The organism is Flavobacterium pectinovorum, assembly GCF_006438875.1.
Classification (GTDB): domain Bacteria; phylum Bacteroidota; class Bacteroidia; order Flavobacteriales; family Flavobacteriaceae; genus Flavobacterium; species Flavobacterium pectinovorum_A.
In genome coordinates, this window is record NZ_RCZH01000003.1 from 366,800 (window position 1) to 387,162 (window position 20,363).

The 20,363-nt window shown below is 33.4% G+C and carries 18 protein-coding genes; 11 read left to right on the forward strand and 7 right to left on the reverse strand.

Annotation, left to right across the window (positions count from 1 at the left end):
- Positions 1-71 precede the first annotated feature (71 nt).
- Positions 72-401 carry a hypothetical protein gene (locus tag EAH81_RS05990; RefSeq protein WP_241676518.1) on the reverse strand — a complete coding sequence of 110 codons (330 nt, stop codon included), beginning with the start codon at positions 399-401 and terminating at the stop codon, positions 72-74.
- A 1,918-nt stretch (positions 402-2,319) separates the two neighbouring features.
- Between EAH81_RS05990 and EAH81_RS05995 the strand changes: the two genes are divergently transcribed.
- The 11 genes from EAH81_RS05995 (at position 2,320) to EAH81_RS06045 (ending at position 12,345) form a co-directional block, all read left to right on the forward strand.
- Complete coding sequence (locus EAH81_RS05995) at positions 2,320-2,502, forward strand: hypothetical protein (protein WP_140504821.1); 183 nt, start codon at positions 2,320-2,322, stop codon at positions 2,500-2,502.
- 35 nt (positions 2,503-2,537) lie between these two features.
- Positions 2,538-2,795, forward strand: coding sequence for a hypothetical protein (locus tag EAH81_RS06000; RefSeq protein ID WP_140504823.1), 258 nt, complete (start codon positions 2,538-2,540; stop codon positions 2,793-2,795).
- 81 nt (positions 2,796-2,876) lie between these two features.
- Complete coding sequence (locus EAH81_RS06005; protein ID WP_140504825.1) at positions 2,877-3,212, forward strand: outer membrane beta-barrel protein; 336 nt, start codon at positions 2,877-2,879, stop codon at positions 3,210-3,212.
- Positions 3,209-3,364 carry an outer membrane beta-barrel protein gene (locus EAH81_RS28110; protein ID WP_410501100.1) on the forward strand — a complete coding sequence of 52 codons (156 nt, stop codon included), beginning with the start codon at positions 3,209-3,211 and terminating at the stop codon, positions 3,362-3,364. The genes EAH81_RS06005 and EAH81_RS28110 overlap by 4 nt, the downstream gene beginning before the upstream one ends.
- Before the next feature lie 308 nt (positions 3,365-3,672).
- On the forward strand, positions 3,673-3,993 hold the full coding sequence (locus tag EAH81_RS06015; protein WP_140504827.1) for an outer membrane beta-barrel protein: 321 nt from the start codon (positions 3,673-3,675) through the stop codon (positions 3,991-3,993).
- A 107-nt stretch (positions 3,994-4,100) separates the two neighbouring features.
- A complete protein-coding gene (locus tag EAH81_RS06020; RefSeq protein ID WP_140504829.1) occupies positions 4,101-5,108 on the forward strand; it encodes a YncE family protein in 1,008 nt (335 codons plus the stop codon).
- A gap of 30 nt (positions 5,109-5,138) precedes the next feature.
- Positions 5,139-6,374, forward strand: coding sequence for a TolC family protein (locus EAH81_RS06025; protein WP_140504831.1), 1,236 nt, complete (start codon positions 5,139-5,141; stop codon positions 6,372-6,374).
- A complete protein-coding gene (locus EAH81_RS06030) occupies positions 6,367-7,293 on the forward strand; it encodes an efflux RND transporter periplasmic adaptor subunit (protein ID WP_140504833.1) in 927 nt (308 codons plus the stop codon). The genes EAH81_RS06025 and EAH81_RS06030 overlap by 8 nt, the downstream gene beginning before the upstream one ends.
- A gap of 6 nt (positions 7,294-7,299) precedes the next feature.
- On the forward strand, positions 7,300-10,347 hold the full coding sequence (locus EAH81_RS06035) for an efflux RND transporter permease subunit (RefSeq protein ID WP_140504835.1): 3,048 nt from the start codon (positions 7,300-7,302) through the stop codon (positions 10,345-10,347).
- A gap of 184 nt (positions 10,348-10,531) precedes the next feature.
- Positions 10,532-11,212 (forward strand): phosphatase PAP2 family protein, encoded by a 681-nt coding sequence (locus EAH81_RS06040; RefSeq protein ID WP_241676522.1) that lies wholly within the window; start codon positions 10,532-10,534, stop codon positions 11,210-11,212.
- Positions 11,213-11,355: 143 nt separating this feature from the next.
- Entirely contained in the window at positions 11,356-12,345 is a 990-nt protein-coding gene (locus tag EAH81_RS06045) for a glycosyltransferase family 9 protein (protein ID WP_241676519.1), read from the forward strand.
- A gap of 51 nt (positions 12,346-12,396) precedes the next feature.
- Here EAH81_RS06045 and EAH81_RS06050 read toward each other — a convergent pair whose 3' ends face one another.
- The 6 genes from EAH81_RS06050 to EAH81_RS06075 all read right to left on the reverse strand — a co-directional run bounded on the left by EAH81_RS06050 (position 12,397) and on the right by EAH81_RS06075 (position 20,174).
- Positions 12,397-13,275 (reverse strand): diacylglycerol/lipid kinase family protein, encoded by an 879-nt coding sequence (locus EAH81_RS06050; protein ID WP_140504841.1) that lies wholly within the window; start codon positions 13,273-13,275, stop codon positions 12,397-12,399.
- Positions 13,276-13,278: 3 nt separating this feature from the next.
- Positions 13,279-15,168 (reverse strand): LTA synthase family protein, encoded by a 1,890-nt coding sequence (locus EAH81_RS06055; protein ID WP_241676520.1) that lies wholly within the window; start codon positions 15,166-15,168, stop codon positions 13,279-13,281.
- A 144-nt stretch (positions 15,169-15,312) separates the two neighbouring features.
- Positions 15,313-17,724 (reverse strand): TonB-dependent receptor domain-containing protein, encoded by a 2,412-nt coding sequence (locus EAH81_RS06060; RefSeq protein ID WP_140504845.1) that lies wholly within the window; start codon positions 17,722-17,724, stop codon positions 15,313-15,315.
- An 11-nt stretch (positions 17,725-17,735) separates the two neighbouring features.
- Positions 17,736-18,164 (reverse strand): PepSY-like domain-containing protein, encoded by a 429-nt coding sequence (locus EAH81_RS06065; RefSeq protein WP_140504847.1) that lies wholly within the window; start codon positions 18,162-18,164, stop codon positions 17,736-17,738.
- Positions 18,165-18,238: 74 nt separating this feature from the next.
- Positions 18,239-19,504, reverse strand: coding sequence for a sensor histidine kinase (locus EAH81_RS06070; protein WP_140504849.1), 1,266 nt, complete (start codon positions 19,502-19,504; stop codon positions 18,239-18,241).
- Positions 19,497-20,174 carry a response regulator transcription factor gene (locus EAH81_RS06075; RefSeq protein ID WP_140504851.1) on the reverse strand — a complete coding sequence of 226 codons (678 nt, stop codon included), beginning with the start codon at positions 20,172-20,174 and terminating at the stop codon, positions 19,497-19,499. The genes EAH81_RS06070 and EAH81_RS06075 overlap by 8 nt, the downstream gene beginning before the upstream one ends.
- Between the last annotated feature and the right edge of the window lie 189 nt (positions 20,175-20,363).

A 20,363-nucleotide genomic window follows, 5' to 3' on the forward strand; every position in this document is an offset into this window, starting at 1 on the left:
GCATATGCCAAAACATTTTAATAATCCGACAGCCTATTAATTCAGCATTGGACTATTTAAATAAAAAATCATTAACTCAGTTTAGGCGGTTGCCAGATGGCACCAAAAAGATTTGAGGTATAATGCTGACGATAAAGTGGAACAACATTATTTGAAGTAATACTGTTGATACGTTGTTGTAAAACTGAATTTAAATCCTCAAAAGCAAGGAATGTAGTTATAGAGTGACTGCACCCTGTTTTAAAAGGTAAGCTTTGATGATCGTGTTTACTATTGTCCGGATGGCTTTCATTCGAAAAATAATGTTCATTTAAGAATGCTATAAATGTAATTGCCTTTTCTTTGTGATTGTGCTCTATAAAATGATGAACCAAAACTGGTAATTTCAATAGTTGTCCCATATCCGTGCTGCTAAACACGAAAACAAATAATAATGATATGGCAATTGATTTTTTCAGAAAATATGTTTTTACAAAAATAGAAAAACTTTAGTAATTAAAAGTCATATTGGAAATATTAACATTGATAGCCGGTAATTGGAAGTCAAAGCTTTAATAATGTTTTTTAGAGCAGTATTCAGATTTGCCAAGAAGATTTGAATTGAATGTCGAGTTCAATGCACTTGACCACGCGACAATGTACGATGGAGGTGAGCATGGATACAAAGATTATCCATTCTTGAAAGATTAATCCCAAAGTTCCGGTAAAGAACTAACAGTTATAAGCATATTCTAAAAAGGAATAAAAGAAACTAGATGCTGCTTGGATCGGGACTCACGTCTTACTTAGTGTGAGTCTTTTTTAGCTTTATCGAAGTGGAGAAATATAATTTGTATGCTCAAAAATAATATAACTCAAAAAAAAATTATTTTGAATCCAAATTTTAAGAGTTTATCCAAAGAAGACAAATCTAATTTAAAGGCTAGAATTGCAAATAGCATAGAAAAGGAAAGTCAGCGTATTAAAAGAAAAAGATTTTCGATTATTTCATTTAGTATGGAAGTGTTAATAAGTCTATATTTATTAATTCTATCGCTCAGAAAGATAATAAAATATTGATTTGTTTATAAAGCAATTTACAAAAGAATTTTAATAGAAATATATGATATACTAAACTCAGGAAATCGGTGTCTTGGAAATATTTAAACCTAAATTTGTAAGCCATTGTCAGTATTTAATTTTTTGTTGTAAATAATACCATGTGCCACAATTCTGCCACAAAACTATTATTGTTGACAATTGAATAACAACCAACTTGACTGCCTTAACTTTTTGTGGCAGAACAGGTATATAATTCAATGTCAACTCATTTAAAATAAGATGTGTAATTCAGAATTTTTTGAGAGGTAAAATTATTTTTTTTTCGAAGTGTACAGTACAAAAAATTTTAATATGTGGTCAAACTAGAAAATATAGTTAGAGAATCTGCGATAAAGTATTAGATATTTCAATTTCTATTTTTTATTGATTTCAAAAATAGGTTCTGTCGCATTTGTGAATAACTTTATCTTTATAATTTTAAACCCATCAAAAAATGAATACTAAAGGTCATTGTTATCCAAAATATATCATTCTTCAGGCAGTGTATTTTAAATTAAGATTTACACTTAGCTAGTGTGATGTTCAGGAAATAATGAAAATTAGAGTAGTGCTTGTGAATCATGCTACAATTCAGTGCTGGGTTTATAAGTTTACACCTTAGCTTGAGTTAGAGATGAAGAAGAGAAAAGGCAGAGTGGGAGTGATCTGGACATGAGCTGAGACTTATATCAAAGTAAAAGGCATGTGGTGTTATTTTTATATAGGGCAGTAGATAAATTAGGCAATACAGTAGACTTTCTTTTGACCAGAAAAAGACAGAGAATGATCACTCAGTAATTTCTAATTAAAGCAATTAGTAATGACTGCCGGCCAAGAGTAATAAACATTGATAAAAGCGGTTCTAATACTGCCGCTATCAAAGTCTATAACAAGCTTTCATTTTCAAAGATAAAAATCCGGCATTGTAAATATCTCAACAATATTGTATAACAGGACCATCGTTTCATCGAGTGGCGCATACAAAACGGATTAGGTTTTAAAAGTTTTGAATCGGCCAGACGAACATTGAGCGGAATTGAAGTTGTACATACGCTAAGAAAGAATCAGATGGTTTGACCAGAAATATCTATGTTTAAATCATTCTGTAAATTTGCGGACTAACTTTAAAATTACTTAAAGTCTTATATTTGATTCTGACAGATGCGACGGAACCTGATTTGAAATTGTATATTTATCTTTATTTCAGTAGTAATTAAATTTTAACCAATAGGTTTAGCAATGACTGAACGGAAACAGCTCGAAATTTTAACCAATAAATCAGTTTATCAAAATCCTATATTCGGATGCGATTATCCTGATCTAAGCTTGCTCCGTGAAGGAAAAGATTATTCTTCTTCAGGTAAATTAGAAAGTAAATCTCTTAATACTTGGCTGTCAAATATTGCTGAAGTTCAAAATTAATTCAAAATGTCTGTTTAATTTTATTCTGTTTTTAAATGATTTCTAAAAAATACTGTTTTGAAGTTTTAGAATTATGGACAAATCTAGCTTTTCAGATGATGAATAAAGAAAGAGTTGAATTAGAATTGAAAAAAATATGGGATGACAGCTATCCTTTGCATTCCAATGATATAAAAATGGCTTCCTGGGAAAAATTTCAATCCGAAATATTTTCTTTACAAAAGCAAAAAGCAAAAACGCTTCAATTTTGGTTTACTTTTATCAGAAAATATCTTTGCAGATTTCTACGTTAAAATTCTTAGCTCTTGTTACAAATAAAAAGCTGAGCACTTCTGAAGAAAAATACCCAAGTTGCATTTTCTTATTGTTTAGTTTTGGACAGATTCAAACGTAACATTTATACTCAGGGACTGAAAAGAAACGGTACAGGAAAAAAAGCAATAAACATATCTGGAAGAAATTTTTTAGCACAAACAAAATATATGAATAATGTGGGTCAGATTTATGGTTTTACTTATAAACGAAATATTTATTCGGCTTATGTATCAAGTTCTTTTTCTTTATTTAATGGATTTTTAAACGGAAAAGCAGGACTTCGTTACGAACATACCAATACAACGGCAGATTTTGTTGGTGTCGCATACCGGATTATGATATTTTTGCGCCGTCATTTACAATTCAGCATAAATTTAGTGAAGACCAGTCTATAAAATTTGCTTATAGTTATCGTATCGAAAGACCTGATTATGAAGAGTTGAATCCTTTTTTTAATATTAGTGATCCGCATAATATCAGTACAGGAAATCCATTTTTGAAACCTGAAATTGGTAATCGTTTTGAACTTGGATACAGTAAAACGTAAACCAATAGAGCAAATATTTGTTTTTCAGGATATTATCGCCGTAATACAAAAGATATCCAGAGTTTTACCACATTTTACCCAACATTAAATATCAACGGAACAGATTATACAGATGTAACCTTAACACAGCGTTATAATTTTGGTTCTCAAACTGATATTGGCGCCAGTATCTTTGGATCGTTGGCCATAAATGAAAAATTAAATATCAGGTCTACTGTTGAACTGGGAGAAAGAACAACTGCCAATCCGGGTTTTGCAAGTGTAAGCGACTTTAATTAAAGGACTAATTTGACCAGTTGCAGCCTACTATGACGGCAGAAATTTTTGGAAACTACCGCTCTTCTCAAAAGAATCTGCAGGGAGATCGTCCTTCTTCATTTTTCTATAATCTGGCAGTGCGAAAAAAGTTTTGGCATAAGGCTGCAAGCTTAGGTGTTACGATGGCAAATCCTTTCAATAAATACATGAAACAAAGATCTACCAAATTTGGAGAAAGTTTCAATCAGGTCAATATTAGGGATGTTCCTGTTCAGTCGTTTGGAATTTCGCTTAGCTATAAATTTGGAAAACTGGAAATTAAAAAAGGAGAATCAGATCATAATAATGAACCGCAACTGCCAGCAATTTAATTAAAAAGACAGCATTTCTTAATACAATATTAAGCATAGGCAAAGAACTAATTCAGATTTAATTCAGGATTGATGAGCAACTTTGTTTAGAATTTAAATTGCTTATTATGAAATGTTTAATTGTGCTTTTGCTTGCTCTTTTTGCTTCTTTTTTGCAAGCTCAAAATCTAAAATTATCCAACGAAATTCCTGTTGCAGGAGATCTTGGATGGGATTATTTATCTGTTGATGAACCGGCCCAAAGATTATTTGTATCTCACGGTAATGTTGTTAATGTTATCGATTTAAAAACGGACAAAGCAATAGGTGTAATTGCTGATACAAAAGGAGTTCACGGTATTACTATTGCTAACGATCTTAACAAAGCTTTTATATCTGACGGAGCTGATAATGCTATTACAATCGTTAATCTTACAACTTTTGAACTGATCGAAAAAGTAGCCATTAAGGGCGTTAAACCGGATGCTATACTATATGATAAATTTTCTAAGAAAGTCTTTGTTTATAATGCCAAAAGCAATGACGCAACAGTTATAGATGCTGTTACTAATAAAGTTCTAAAATCAATTCCGCTTGACGGAAAACCTGAATTTTCTGCAACAAATAAAAAAGGTTTGGTCTATGTAAACATCGAAGATAAAAATCAAATAAAAGTAATAGATGCCATCAAACTAGAAGTCGTAAAAACTTTTGATATAAGTCCGGGAGACGAACCTTCGGGACTGGCTTTTGATGTGGTTAATAATAGGCTTTTCAGTGTTTGCGGAAACTCAATTATGATTGTAACGGATGCTATTACAGGTAAAGTTGTTACAACTCTGCCAATAGGTGAAGGTTCTGACGGTGTTTTTTATGATGAAAAACGAAAACTGATATTTAGTTCAAATGGTGAAGGAACTTTAACTGTAATTAAGCAAAAAAATAAAGACAGCTATGCTGTTTTAGAAACTGTTCCTACTGTAAAAGGCGCCAGAACAATTACAATGAGCAAAGCAACCGGTACGATTTATATGCCAACAGCTTCTTTTGGAAAAACTCCTGATGCAACGGCAGAAAACCCAAATCCGCGTGCTGTCATTATTCCTGGGACTTTTAAAGTTTTGACAGTAAAATAATTTTACATCAATTTTTAAAATCTTCATAAAATGAAAAGATATTTTTTTTTCATACTTGTTTTGATTGGTGTCAGGTCTTTCTCGCAGGAGAAAGATTTGATTTACTTCATCGAGAAGGCCAGAACAAACTCTCCTTTATTGGCTGATTATCAAAATCAAATTAAGATTTCAACACTTGACAGTCTTCTTAACAGAGGTGTTTATAAAACTCAGGTCGCAGGAAATCTAAATGCAAATTATGCTCCCGTAATTAACGGATATGGTTATGATACAGCTTTGAGTAATGGGCAAATGGTTTCGGCTTTGGTTGGCGTCAATAAAAGAATATTAGGTAAAAATCAAATCAATTCGCAGGCAGATTCTTTTAAACTGATTAAAGATGCACTCATAATCAATAAAAAAATCGCGGTTAAGGATTTAGACAAAAGCATTATTGCACAATATATTGCTGCTTTTGGTACTGAAATGCAGATGACGTACAACAACAAAATAACGTCTCTTTTAAAAGAAGAAGAACTTATTCTGAAAAAACTAGCCAGAAATTCGATTTACAAACAAACAGATTATCTGATTTTTAATGCCACGGTGAAACAGCAGGAATTAACCGCTTTACAGCTCAAACAGCAATATCAGAATGATTTGGCTTTGTTAAATTACCTTACGGGAGAAACAGATACCACTTTCGTAAAACTAAAAACGCCGGATTTGAACATTAAATCAGATCAGGAACAAAGCAGTATTTTCTTCAAACAATTTGAAGTTGACAGCTTAAAAATAAAAAACTCAGATAAGCTTATTGACAATACCTATAGACCGTCATTATCACTTTTAGGAGATGCCGGTTACAATTCGAGTTTTATTTCTCAGGGATATAAAAACTTTGGGGTAAGTGTCGGTCTTGGATTAAGTATTCCTATTTATGACGGAAACCAAAGAAGCCTTCAGCATCAAAAAAATAGTATGGCTTTGGCTACGATTGAAAGTTATAACAAGAATTTTAAAAGGCAGTATGATCAGCAGCTTTTACTGCTGAATCAAAAATTCAATCAAAGTACGGAAACATATAAAGTATTGCAATCACAATTAGTTGTAGCAGAAACATTAATCGAAGCCAATAAAAAATTACTGCTTACAGGAGATGCACAAATTACCGAATACATTATTGCTTTGAGCAACATTATTTCGATTCAGGATGCCATTTCGCAAAACACAGTAAATAAACTGCAGATTATTAATGAAATAAATTACTGGAAAACAAATGAATAAAAAGATATACTCCATAGTAATGCCTTTAATGGCAACAGCACTTATTTTAAATTCCTGCAACAAAACTGCTCCGGTAGAAGTTCCGGCAGAAGTGAGCGTTCCCGTTACAGTGACAAGTATTGATACTACGGCAATTGACAATTATGTTGACCTGAATGCAACGACCGCTTATTTGATTAAAAATACCATTAAAGCCAATACAACAGGATATCTGGAAATTGTAAATGCTGCATCGAATGATTTTGTGAGAAAGAACCAGCTTCTTTTTTCTCTTAAAACTCGTGAAGCAAAAGTGCTGGGAAATACCATTAATAAAATAGATTCGAATCTACATTTTGGAGGTGCCTTAAACCTGAGAGCAACTTGTGATGGCTTTGTAACGTCTGTGAATGTTCAAAAAGGAGATTATGTACAAGAAGGTGATGCTTTGGCGGTTATTAACGACGCGGCGAGTTTTTCGATTGTATTGAGTCTTCCTTATGAATTAAAAAGATACGTAAAACCAAATGAATTACTAGATGTGTCTTTGCCTGACGGAACGACAATAAAAACAAAGGTAGAAAAATACATTCCTACGGTTGATCCGGCTTCACAAACGCAGAATGTTATTTTAAAAACACTGCAAAACTCCAATATACCAGAGAGTTTAATTGTAAAAGTTAGGATCAATAAAACGGCTGCAAATAAAACAATTAGTCTTCCTAAAGGTGCCGTTTTGAGTGATGAAACGCAAACTGATTTCTGGATTATGAAAGTAGTCGGCAAAAATATGGCCGTTAAAGTTTCGATTAAAAAAGGAATTGAATCTTTTGATAAAGTAGAGATTTTATCTCCAAAATTAAAACCTGACGATAAAATTCTCCTTACCGGAAATTATGGAGTTGGAGATACGATCAAAATAAAAATAACAAATAAATAAACCGTTATGCTGCCTTTTTTTGCCCGCCATAAAAATGGACTAAGTACAATTATCTTCCTGATTATTTTGGGAGGGATATTTTCTTATTCTAAAATGCAGACCGGATTATTTCCTGAAATCACATTTCCGAAAATAAAAATCATTGCTGATGCTGGCCAGCAGCCTGTAGATAAAATGATGATTACCGTGACCAAACCCCTTGAAAGCGCTATTAAAAAAGTGCAGGGATTGCAAACTGTAAGAAGTACGACAAGCAGAGGAAGCTGTGAAATTTCGGCATTTATGGACTGGAAAGCGGATATTGATCTTAGTAAAACAAGAATCGAAGCCCAGATCAATCAAATTAAAAATGATCTTCCGCCGGATCTGCAGGTAACGGTCGAAAAAATGAATCCGTCGATACTTCCTGTTATTGGTTATGCCATTAACAGTAAAGAAAGATCTGCTGTTGATTTAAAAAAAATAGCCAATTATACGATAAAACCATTCCTTTCTCAGATTCAGGGAACAAGTGAAATTCGTGTAGTAGGAGGAAAGGAAAAGGAATACTGGCTTTCACTCGATTATCAAAAAATGAGCGCTTACGGTATTACTCCGGCAATGGTAACCCAAGCAATGAGTGAAACCAACTTTATTAAATCAAACGGTTATCTGGCAGATTATCACCATTTATATTTAACCATTACGGATGCTCAACTTGATAAAAAAGACGAACTGGAGAATCTGGTGATCCGCAATAATAGTAAAGGAATCGTAAGGCTAAGTGACATTTGTCTGGTAGAAATAAGAGAGGCAAAAGAATATATTAAAGTCAATGCAAATGGCAAAGAAAGCATACTGATTGCGGTAATAAAACAGCCTGATGCCAACCTTATCGAAATGTCTGATGCCATGAATCAGAAAATGAAGGATCTTAAGGCAATATTGCCTAAAGACATTACCATAAAACCATTTTATGAGCAGGCAAATTTTGTAAATGATGCCGTAAAAAGCGTAACAGACAGTTTGCTTATCGGATTGTTTTTAGCCATTATCATTGCGGTGCTTTTTCTAAAATCAGTAAAAGCAAGTGCAACCATATTAATCACGATTCCAGTTACTTTAAGTTTGACACTTATTGTATTGTATTTTACAGGACAAACATTCAATATTATGACACTTGGTGCCATAGCCGCTGCCTTGGGATTAATTATAGACGATGCGATTGTCGTAGTAGAACAAATTCATCGTACGCATGAAGAAAATCCGGACGAACCTGTAAAAACCTTATTGCAAAAGGCTATCAATTATCTTTTTCCTGCGATGCTGGGCTCTTCGATAAGCACCATCGTAATTTTTATTCCGTTTGTTTTGATGAGCGGTGTAGCGGGATCTTATTTTAAAGTTTTGACAGATACAATGATCATCACTTTAGTCTGTTCTTTTTTGGTAACATGGCTGCTGCTTCCGGTGATTTATCTGATGTTTTCCGGAAAAGAAAAATCTTCTGATAATATACAGCAGGAAGCGCACGATGTAAAAGAACAAAAATGGGTCTCCTTTTTTATTAAAAAACCTATTTTGAGTATAGGCTTTTGTATCGTTTTGGTACTCTCTATTTTTCTTATTCTGCCTAATCTTGAAACTGGTTTTCTTCCTGAAATGGATGAAGGAAGTATTGTTCTGGATTATGAATCTCCACCGGGAACTTCTCTTGAAGAAACAGATCGAATGTTGCGCGAAGTAGAGAAAATAATCATTAAATACCCTGATGTAGAAGCTTACAGCCGAAGAACAGGAACTCAAATGGGTTTTTTTATTACCGAACCCAATACAGGAGATTATTTAATTCAATTGAAAAAAGACCGTGCCAAAACTACGAATGATGTTATTGATGATATAAGAGCAAAGGTCGAAAACAGCCAGCCTGCTTTAAGAATAGATTTTGGACAGGTTATAGGGGATATGTTGGGCGATTTGATGAGTTCAGTTTCTCCTATTGAAGTAAAAATTTACGGAAACGATCAAAAGAAACTCAACGAAATCGCACAACATATAAGTAGTCTTGTAGAGAATACCCCGGGAACTGCTGACGTTTTTGATGGAATTGTTCTGGCTGGTCCAAGTGTCAATATTGAACCTAATTATACTTTGCTGGCCCAATATGGTATTACGCCAGCCGATTTGCAGTTTCAGATGCAAACCCAGCTGGAAGGAAATATTATTGGAACTTTATTAGAGCAGGAGCAAAGCACGGCCATTCGTCTTATCTATAAAAATTCAGATAAAAGAAGTCTTGAAGAAATTAAACAATTGCAGGTATTTCTTCCGGGCGGGCAATCTGTACCGCTTTCAAATCTGGTTAAAATTACACCGCAAAAAGGAAGCGCAGAAGTACAGCGTGAAAACCTGCAGATGATGAGCGTTGTAACAGGAAGACTTGATAATGGAGGCCTTGGAAGTGTGATGACAGAAATTCAGAATAAAATAGATCAAAATATCAAATTGCCACAAGGTTATTATGTTGAATATGGCGGCGCTTATAAAGAACAACAGCAGGCTTTTAGCGATTTATTATTGATTTTGATCGCTTCATCGCTTTTGGTTTTTGGTGTGATTTTATTTTTGTTTAGAGATTTTAGAGCAGCTTTGGTTATTCTTATAATATCTGTATTGGGAATTTCAGGAAGTTATTTATTACTTTTTATAACCAACGTTCCGCTGAATGTGGGAAGCTACACCGGAATCATTATGATTGTTGGGATTATTAGCGAAAATGCCATTTTTACTTTTCTGCAGTTTCGTGAAACCTACAAACTGACTTCTGATATTAATCAGTCACTAATCTATTCGATATCAACACGATTAAGACCCAAATTAATGACGGCTATTGGAGCCATAATAGCCTTACTGCCTCTGGCTATTGGAGTTGGAACTGGTGCAGAATTACATCAGCCATTAGCAATTGCAGTAATCGGAGGATTTATTGTTGCGATACCTTTATTATTAATTGTACTGCCGAGTCTTTTGGCGATAATCTATAAAAACCCTAAACACCATACTTATTTAATATGAGAGAAAACTACCTGTTTGATTGTCAATGTAATATTAATTTCTAATCTCTATTAAAATGCTAAAAACTTTTTTATTATTCGTTCTGGGTATTTCTGTCGTTCAGGCACAAGAACATGTTACGGATTCTATTGTAGGTGTTAAAGACACAGTAGTTCAGGTACAAAAACATGTGGCAGATACTCTTATGGTTAAAGATACTGTGCACAATTTAAAGTTTAATTACAAACAGTTAATTATTCCAGGCGTATTGATTGGTTACGGTTTTATCGGTTTGGAAAGTGACTGGCTTAAGGGCTTTAATTCTCAAATTCGGGATGAGGTAAAAGAGGATATTGATAACAAAATCACTATTGATGATTTCTCTCAATATGCTCCCGCAGCCTCCGTATATGCGCTTAATGCGATGGGTATAAAAGGTAAAAACAATCTTAAGGACAGATCGATCATTTTGGCTACTTCTTATCTTATGATGAGTACTACGGTTTTTGCCTTAAAAAAGATTACACACGTAGAAAGGCCAGATGGCACATCTTATAATTCATTTCCTTCCGGGCATACCGCAAATGCTTTTGCCGGTGCCGAATTTCTTTGGCAGGAGTACAAAGACAAATCAATTTGGTACGGAATCAGCGGCTATATAGTAGCGACTGGAACAGGGCTTTTCAGAATGTATAATAACAGACACTGGCTTACTGATGTAGCTGCCGGAGCTGGGATTGGAATATTAAGTACCAAGGCAGCTTACTGGCTTTTTCCTTATGTAAAAAACAGCATTTTCCCTTCAAAAGAAAATAAAGTTACCTCAATGTTGATGCCGTTTTATAACGGAAAACAATTTGGCGGCGGAATGGTTGTACAGTTTTAAAAGATTTAATTATTTGATTTTTTAGACAATAGATAAAATACCACAAGCTATAACCTTAGCATTTAAAACCTTATTGCAAAATGAAAATTTCGAAAAATATAAATAGTATAAGAAGAAGTATTATGCGTTTTTTTACCAAAAATATGAGCACCTCTAAAGTTTCTTCAAAGAGTATTGAAGATCCTGCTCAGATAAAAAAAATACTAATTTGCCGGCCAAATGGCAGATTAGGAAATCTTCTGCTTATTACGCCTTTAATTAAAGAAGTCAGTAGTACTTTTCCCAATGCCAGGATTGATCTTTTTGTAAAAGGAGGTTTAATGCCGATTATTTTAAAAAATTATCCGCAGATTGGAGAAATCATTGTACTTCCAAAAAAGCCTTTTAATCACCTTTTTGCGTATTTAGGAGTATGGTTAAACATTAAGCGCAAAAAATACGATATGGTGCTAAATGTAGACAAGGATTCTTCATCAGGCAGATTAGCTGTAGAAATCTCTCAAGCAGCTTATAAATTTTATGGTGATACTATAAATGATGATGAGGTAAAGCAAGACGATTATCATCATATAGCGAAATATCCGGTCTACAATTTCAGGGAATATCTAAAAGCTTTGGGTATTAGCATAAATTCTAATCCAGTTGCTACTATCGATCTTGAATTAAGTAAGGAAGAAATCAATCAGGGTAGAAAAATTCTTAACGGAAAATTTGAAAACCAAAAAAAGACAATTGCCATATTTACTTATGCAACAAGTGATAAATGTTATTCGGAGTTATGGTGGAATGATTTTTATGAGCTGTTAAAAAGAAAATATGAGCGGGATTATAATATTATTGAAATCCTGCCTTTGGAAAATGCTTCTCAAATTCGATTTAAGGCTACCAGTTTTTACAGTAAAGACATTCGTGAGATAGGTTCGGTAATAGCTAATACGGCAATTTTTATTGGTGCCGACAGCGGTATTATGCATTTAGCAAAATCGGTTCATATACCTGTAGTTGGGCTTTTTTCGGTTTCCAATTGTAAAAAATATGAACCTTACGGTGACGGCAGCATTGGAATTGATACTAAAATCAAGTTCAACAAAAATTTGTACATACTAGAAATGGACCGTATTTTACTGGAATGATTCAAAAAAAGCTCTGAATAAATCCTGAATCAGGATTTATTCAGAGATAAATTAAACCAGTACCTTCAAAGCTTTGGGCAAGATGCGTACATTTATGATGTTAGTTTTTATATTGTACTGTTCACCATCGATCTGTGCGTCTATATAGATCTTTTGGGGCATTTTGATGTGCACTTCATTTACTAAATAATGTTTTGCTTTTTTGAATTTTTCAATTGTATTTCGAAGCACATTAAATCCCAATAAGAGTTTTTCGATAAAAGACAATTCCGGGATAATTACCATATCTAACAGTCCATCACTAAGGCTTGCTTTTGGCGTTAAGCTCATATTATATCCCATTTCGTTTGAATTAGAGATAAAGAGCATAAACGGATTCACTTCTATCTTCTGATCCTCAAATGATATAATTGCCTGTTTGGCCTTATATTGAAAACTTGACGATAGAGCAGCTTTTACATAAGAAGATAATGTTCTGTTACCGGAACGTTCGTATTTTTTTATAATTAAAGCATCAATACCAATTCCCATATTGCTGAAAAAATAAAAATCATTTATTTTTCCAACATCCATAAAAGTTGTTTTCCCTTTTTTGATAATGTCAATAGCTTTTTTAAAATTTCTTGGAATATTTAAGTTAGATGCAAGACCATTTCCTGATCCTACGGGAATAATTCCCAAAATAATTCTGGTGTTTACTAAACAAGAGGCAACTTCATTAATCGTACCATCTCCGCCACAAGCTACAATATAATCAGGATTCTGTTTTACTGCTGCTTTTGTTAATTCGACAGCATGCGTTTTATGATTGGTATAATCCACTGCAATTTGATATTCTGAGGCTGGAAAATGCTGAAGAATATAAGAAGCGGCAAGGTTATGTTTGCCACTTCCTGAAATTGGATTAATAATAAAATGAATATAAGTCATTATTTATTTTAAAAGTTTATTTGTAAAAAGGTAATCAGCAGTTTGATACCACGAAATGGTTTCATCCAAAAAGGACTGATTCATTGGTATTGATTTTAAGCTGTTATCACTTTTGTTCCAAGTGTAAAAAGCCTGTTTTTTCTGATCAGAAAGAATCATAACTTTTTCTTTTTTCATCAAAACAAGTTTGCGATACGTTCCCATAAGAGCCCGTTCTTCAAATTTTGAAGCTAAAACGTTTTTCCCAAAAAAATCAGATTCATAATTCCAGTGAAAAATAGAAAACAAAGTGGGCCAAAGATCAATTTGAGAACATTGTTTCATTATTTTCTGATTGTATTGTTCTGATAAGTTTACAATAAAAGCTGGAATATGATAATTGGCAACATCAATTTCATCTTTTCCTGCACTGCTCGCACAATGATCAGCAATGATAACAAATACCGTATTTTTAAACCAGGGTTTCGTACTTGCTTTTTTGAACAATTGTCTTAAAGCAAAATCGGTATATTTTACAGCACCTTCACGGCTCGTTCCTGACGGAATATCAATTTTTCCTTCGGGATAAGTAAAAGGTCTGTGGTTTGAGGTTGTCATTACAAAATTAAAGAAAGGCTTACTGTCTTTGTATTGAGCATCAGCAACTTTAAGCATTTTATTAAAAATATCTTCATCACAAATTCCCCATGCATTTTCAAACGTTACTTCGTTATCATTGATATTATTTCGTGTTGTTTTGATCTTATCACTTAAAACACTTCCGCGTCCGCGATCATAAATGGTAAAGCCATTTCCGCCAAAATAAGCGTTCATATTATCAAAATAACCGTCACCGCCGTAAAAGAAATTACAATCATAAGCTCTCGATTTAAAAACACTGCAAACCGTATAAAGATTCTGGTTTTCTGGTCGTTTTACAATTGACTGTCCTGGAGTTGGCGGTATGCAAAGTGTTACAGCTTCCATACCACGCACAGTTCTGGTTCCGGTTGCATAAAGATCATTAAAGAAAATACTTTTCTGGGCCAGACTATCCATAAAAGGCGTAATGTTTTCTTTGTTTCCAAATTCTTTCAGGAAGCTTCCGCTAAGGCTTTCTACAAGCACAAATACAACATTTTTGTTTTCTAATGATGGGGTACTGTCGGTAATAGTTCTGTGGATCGAATATCCCATAGAATTATAACGTGCATTTGGATTTTTAAGTTTCTCTTTTATAATTCCAAAGGCTTTATCATTATCTATCGAAGTATAGAAATCAACATACTTCATTTGGTTGTTTCTAAAGGCAGCAAAAAATGAATAAATTCCTGATTTAGAAATTTCAGAGTTATAACGGTTTGATGACCATTCTGCCTGATAATTATGGATAAAAGAACCAAAAAATAAAGCAATAGCCAAAGCACAGCTCAGTACAACAATTCTTGTTTTTAAACCAGCTTTAGAACTAAAAGTATCAGTAAAAGCTTTTCTTTTGTGAAAAATGAAAAGAAAAACAGCTGTTAATAATAATACACCTCCAATTAATAACGGCAAAGGATATGATTGCTCAATATTGGCCACAACCTCATGTGTATAAATTAAGTAATCTACAGCAATAAAATTGAACCTGGTTTTAAATTCATCCCAGAATGTTAATTCAGCAAAAAAGGTAAACACAAGTATAAATGTGGTTAATGCCGTAAAAAAGCAGACCAATATTTTATCTAATAAGGTTCCTATAAATCTGTTAGGCATTATAGTATAATAAACAATTCCTGCCAGTGATATAAAAGTAATTGTACCAATATCAAAAAATAAACCTGTAAAAAGAGTCCTGATTAAATCAATAATATTCCACGTAACTTCGTCATATTGCCATATAAAGAAAGTAAATCGTAAGATTTGTGACATGATTAAAAACCAGATCATAAAATGGAACAGCAGTGAATATCTGCCAAATTTTGGTAAATGTTTCTTCATATTTTCTTAATATTGTGGCGCAAAGTTTACAACTCAATTCTGAATTAAAACTGAATTTTCGTCTTATTAAGAAAATTAAAACTTATAACTGTAGCCAAATCGGACTACTTGCGTTTCGTAATAATCTTTACTTATATAGCTAAAATCTTGTCCTTTTATATTTTTTTGTAGGACTAATGTATTAAAAATATCGGTAGCATTTAGAAAAACCTCTCCTTTTCCTTTTTGAACCGTCTTTTTTAATCCTAAATCAACAGAAAATCTTGAACCAACTTTTCCCTGCGGAATAATATCCGGAGCGAGATAAATAACAGAAAGCTGACCTTTTAGTGTTTTATCAAATTGTAAAGTATTGTTCCATTTTGCATTTCCGGAAACCATTTCCTGACTTTCGCCATAATAAGTGCTTGGTACAGGGTATAAATTGGTAACGGTAAAAGCATCTATGGTGTTTTTATACAGATTTCCGTTGATATTGAAAGAATACCACGAAGTAATTTCTTTAGAATAAACAGCTTCAACTCCGAAAGAACTGCTTTCATCGGCATTTTGAAATACATTATAAATTAATGTGCTTCCGGGAACTGTTGTAGCGATGCGTGTTATGGTTCCGTTGATTACCCTGTAATAAAGAGAAGCAGTAAAATATCCTTTTTCAAGATTCTTTTTATAACCAATTTCGAAAGCACTGGTAAATTGAGGGCGAAGAGCCGGATTTCCCACTTTAATGATTTCAGCATCATCATATTTAGGAAAAATACGAATATCAACTTCGCTTGGCCTGTCGACTCTACGGTTATAAAAAGCGGTGATTTTATCTTTATCATTTATTTTATATCCAAAACGAATGCTCGGAAAAGGTTCAGTATAATGATAATCATTGCTTTTATAAGTAGGATGATCTGGGTTTACATCATATTGTAATTTTACATATTCATAACGAAGTCCAAGTTCCGCCTCAATTTTATTGGTTTCGTAGATATAATTAGAATATAGGGCGGGAATAATTTCTTTATAATTTGCCCATCCCCCGGCATTGGCATCAATTGGGGAATTCTGTCCAGCAAAAAATTGCATATTGGTAGGGATTTCTCTGTTTCTGAATTTAAAACCGGTTTCAAAACGACCATATTTCAATGGCTGAACATAATCAAGATTAATATCAATCACTTTTTCATCAGAAAGTAATTTAAAAGAATCTTGTCGCGTATAAGTTGGTAAAATATTGGTAAAGAAATATTTTTCATCTTCTCTGTGATAGGTATAATTAATTCCGGCATTTAATTTATGTCCTGCTTCTTTAAACTTATGTTCGTAAGAAGCGCTGGCCATAACAGTTGTTTTAAGCTCATCTTCAAGAAAACGCCAAAGACGTAAACGCTCTGAATAATCTTGATTAAAAAAAGGCTCGTCTCCGTTATCAATAATTTTTTCACTTCCAAAAAGCCCTGAAAAAGCAAATGTATTATGTTCGTTATAATTCCAGTCTATACCAGATTTAAGTGTTGTAAAATGAGTATCGCGGTTTCGCACCGTTTGCTGATTGATGATAGTTCCATCCTCATAAGTTCGGGTTACAAATTCATTTTTGTTAAGCGTTTCCGTATATAAATAATCTGCCTGAAGGTAAGCGTTTATTTTATTCTTGCGATAATTTAACGACAACGAAGGGTTCATTTTTGGCGTCATCTGATATTGCGGACGTATGGCAGGTAAATTTGCTTTACGTTCCCATAATGCCCCATATCCGGAACTGATTCCTACTTTTCCGTTCAATCCTTCCTGTTTGTTTTTCTTGTAAATGATATTGATGATTCCTGCGTTTCCGTTCGCATCAAATTTAGCAGAAGGATTATTGATAATTTCGATTTTTTCAATTGCCGAAGCCGGAATATTATCCAAACCGGATTGATTTCCAAAACCTGTCAGAGCAGTCTGTTTTCCATCAATTAACACCATTACTTTATCATTTCCTCTTAATTGTACTTTTCCGTCATTTATGGTAACACCCGGAAGATTTTGCATAGATTGCAGTACAGAACCGCCGCTTTGGGTAATATTCTCGGCTACGGAAAATACTTTTTTATCCATTTTTGCACTTATCTCGGAAGTTTTTGAAGTTACTACAACTTCAGACAAGGCATTAATATCTTCTTCAAGATCAATGGTATTCAAGTCCAGGAAATCTGATAGCGTACCTACAAATACTTTTTGCAGTTTTAGTTTGTAGCCTGTGGCAGTAATTTCCAATAAATAGTTTCCGGAAGGAACGGCTGCCAAATTAAAACGTCCGTCTTCAGCTGTAACAGTCCCAAAAAGAAATTTTTGGTCCTTGGCTGATTTTAAAACTATGTTTACATAGGGCAGGGGGGCCTTAGAAGTTTTGTCTTTAATTAATCCTGATAGTGTTACGGAGTTGTTTTGTGCTGTTACGTTAAAAATTTTTATTACAAAGAATGAGAGCACCAAAATTATCTTTAATTTCATTTGTATAGGTTTTAATCGGCTATGCTTTTAATATAAGTTCCTTGTTTGTCAAAAATCAGGTCAATAGAAGTCACCTGAGCCTCAAAAGTAACGATGCCTTGGGCGTCCGTTATTATCGCAGCTTCTTTGATCTTTATGTTTTTGTAATTTTGTTTGATGTAAGCCAAGGCTTTGGCCGGAAGTTTTTTTACGCTGATTTCTTCTTCAGTTTCTATGATGTTACCATTAGAATCTACAAGCATGGAGCGATCTGTTTTACCAATGGTAAAACTGGCTTCATAATTTTCTTTTTCCTTTTCCCACTTCACATTGGTCTGGTCAGGATAGGATAGTAAAAAGGTCGATTTTACAATGTTAGGGATGTCTTTTTCACTTACGCGCTGCGCTATGGCAAAGGAAGAAAAAAGCAGGACTAAACATGTTAGGATTGAATTTTTCATAAGTACTATTTTTTTTAATGGATAAAAAATCTAGTACAAAGTTTAAATATGAATCTGTAGGAAGTTTGAATTTTTTAGAATTTGACGCTGAAACTATGTAAATTATTATCGAAAGTATAGCTTATTTCCCAACGATTAAGTTCCGTTATTTTTTTGATTATTGCCAGACCAAGGCCGTTTCCCTGCGAAGAGGGATTAGTTTTTGAAAATCGATTAAAAAGTTTTTCAATTTTCAAAGGAGTATTTTGACCGCTGTTTAAAAATATTAATTCATTCTCTAGGGTTGTAATAATGATTTTTCCATTTTTTTCATTGTGACGAACCGCATTTAAAAACAAATTATTAATCAGTACCTCAGTAAGGGCTGGATTTCCTGTTACACTTAAAGTAGAGGTAAATTCAGTGATAATCGTTAAGTTTTTAGCATTGGCCTGTTCTGTAAAAAAATCTAAATGTTTTTTAAGATAGTCATTAAGTACAATAGTATTTTTGTCAAGGAAACTCTCGTTGTCAATTTTAGAGAGTAACAACAAGTTTTTATTAAGCCTGTTTAACCTTGATACATCCGTATTTAAAGACGCAACCAGAGAAGATTGTTCTTCATTCAAATTGAGCTGACTCAGGGTATCAATTTTATTTTGGAATAATGCTAAAGGTGTCTGAAGCTCATGGGCGGCATTTTCAACAAACTCTCTCTGACTCTTGTATATAGCTGTGTTTTTCTCGATAAGCCTTACAAGACTTTTATTTAGGCGGTCAAATTCGTCAATATCAGTCGCAATGAAATGTGGTGGTTTATTTTTATCGATTTCAAAATCCTGAATCTGATTCAGCGTATTATAAAAAGGGCTCCAGATTTTAGCGGCAGTGGCTTTTGAGATCCAGATAATTCCAATCAGGAGTACAATAATGATAAATAGAAACATGCCGGCAATGCTAAAGACCATTCCTTCCATTTCCAATAAATTTATCCTCTCCGTATAAGTATATCTTTTTCCATTTATATTCACGGGAGCATAGAGTACGCGAAAAGGTTCCTGTTCTTTTGCAATAGAATCATAGAGCATTTTACCAACTATAGAATCGCTCCTGACACCCATATCAGAAACAATCATTACTTCATGATTGTATTTGTTCCATAAATCAATATCAGTCTGTGTAAAATCCTTATGGCTTTCCTTGACAAAAGCACCTTTATGAAAATGCAGTACTTCATCAGTTTCATAAATATAAAGCTGTTGGCTTATGAAATAAAATAATGGTGCCGCTATCAATAAAATGATGATAGCATAGGCAAGAAAGCTGTTTGTCGTTTTGTTAAGCAGTTTTTTATTATTCATTTTCCCATTTATATCCAAGTCCATAAACTGTTTTAATATAATCGCCGCTTCCTGCCTGAGTTAGTTTCTTTTTGAGATTTTTGATGTGTGCATAAATAAAGTCATGATTATCGAGCATATCTGCCATATCTCCGGAAAGATGTTCGGCAATTGCAGCTTTTGATAACACTTTATCCTGATTGCCTATTAGAAACAATAACAAATCAAGTTCTTTTTTGGTAATATCTAATTTCTGGTCATTTACACTGACAGTTTTAGAGAGAATTTCAATTACAATTTCATTGAATATAATGCTGTTACTACCTTTAAAATTCTTGCGGCGGATTAACGCCTGCATTCTAACCAAAAGTTCGGCTAGATGAAAAGGTTTGGTAAGATAATCATCTGCACCAAGATTGAATCCTTCCAAACGTGTTTCAAGCGTTTCTTTAGCAGAAACCACAATGACACCATCTGTTTTGTTTTTTCTTTTGAGTTCCCTTAATATATCAAATCCGTCACCGTCAGGCAGCATAAGATCCAGAAGTATGCAGTCATAATCATAAGAATCAATTTTATTCAATGCCAAATTATAGCTTTCTGCTGTTTCGCATTGAATACCATTAGTCTTAAAATAATTTTTGATGCTTTGAGCAATTTCCAGCTCATCTTCTATAATTAAAATTTTCATGGTCTAAATTTAGTTATGAATTTTGAAGGAAAATTGAATATTTAGTTTTTTACCTAATAAATGTAGAGAAAAAAATCTATACTATAAAATAGCATTGATGTGCTTTTTGGCAATTGTTCTGCTTTATAGTGACTTTTTTACATTCTATGATCAGGTAGTTCTGTTGATGCCTTATTTTAAAATAAAAGC

Excerpts from the sequence above, each read along its gene's own strand:
- EAH81_RS06030 (WP_140504833.1), top strand. The coding sequence starts at position 6,367 with ATGAATAAAAAGATATACTCCATAGTAATGCCTTTAATGGCAACAGCA.
- EAH81_RS06020 (WP_140504829.1), top strand. The coding sequence starts at position 4,101 with ATGAAATGTTTAATTGTGCTTTTGCTTGCTCTTTTTGCTTCTTTTTTG.
- EAH81_RS06065 (WP_140504847.1), bottom strand. The coding sequence starts at position 18,164 with ATGAAAAATTCAATCCTAACATGTTTAGTCCTGCTTTTTTCTTCCTTT.
- EAH81_RS06000 (WP_140504823.1), top strand. The coding sequence starts at position 2,538 with ATGATTTCTAAAAAATACTGTTTTGAAGTTTTAGAATTATGGACAAAT.
- EAH81_RS06060 (WP_140504845.1), bottom strand. The coding sequence starts at position 17,724 with ATGAAATTAAAGATAATTTTGGTGCTCTCATTCTTTGTAATAAAAATT.
- EAH81_RS06025 (WP_140504831.1), top strand. The coding sequence starts at position 5,139 with ATGAAAAGATATTTTTTTTTCATACTTGTTTTGATTGGTGTCAGGTCT.
- EAH81_RS06015 (WP_140504827.1), top strand. The coding sequence starts at position 3,673 with ATGACGGCAGAAATTTTTGGAAACTACCGCTCTTCTCAAAAGAATCTG.
- EAH81_RS05995 (WP_140504821.1), top strand. The coding sequence starts at position 2,320 with ATGACTGAACGGAAACAGCTCGAAATTTTAACCAATAAATCAGTTTAT.
- EAH81_RS06035 (WP_140504835.1), top strand. The coding sequence starts at position 7,300 with ATGCTGCCTTTTTTTGCCCGCCATAAAAATGGACTAAGTACAATTATC.
- EAH81_RS06050 (WP_140504841.1), bottom strand. The coding sequence starts at position 13,275 with ATGACTTATATTCATTTTATTATTAATCCAATTTCAGGAAGTGGCAAA.
- EAH81_RS05990 (WP_241676518.1), bottom strand. The coding sequence starts at position 401 with ATGGGACAACTATTGAAATTACCAGTTTTGGTTCATCATTTTATAGAG.
- EAH81_RS06040 (WP_241676522.1), top strand. The coding sequence starts at position 10,532 with ATGGTTAAAGATACTGTGCACAATTTAAAGTTTAATTACAAACAGTTA.
- EAH81_RS06075 (WP_140504851.1), bottom strand. The coding sequence starts at position 20,174 with ATGAAAATTTTAATTATAGAAGATGAGCTGGAAATTGCTCAAAGCATC.
- EAH81_RS06070 (WP_140504849.1), bottom strand. The coding sequence starts at position 19,504 with ATGAATAATAAAAAACTGCTTAACAAAACGACAAACAGCTTTCTTGCC.
- EAH81_RS06055 (WP_241676520.1), bottom strand. The coding sequence starts at position 15,168 with ATGTCACAAATCTTACGATTTACTTTCTTTATATGGCAATATGACGAA.
- EAH81_RS06045 (WP_241676519.1), top strand. The coding sequence starts at position 11,356 with ATGAGCACCTCTAAAGTTTCTTCAAAGAGTATTGAAGATCCTGCTCAG.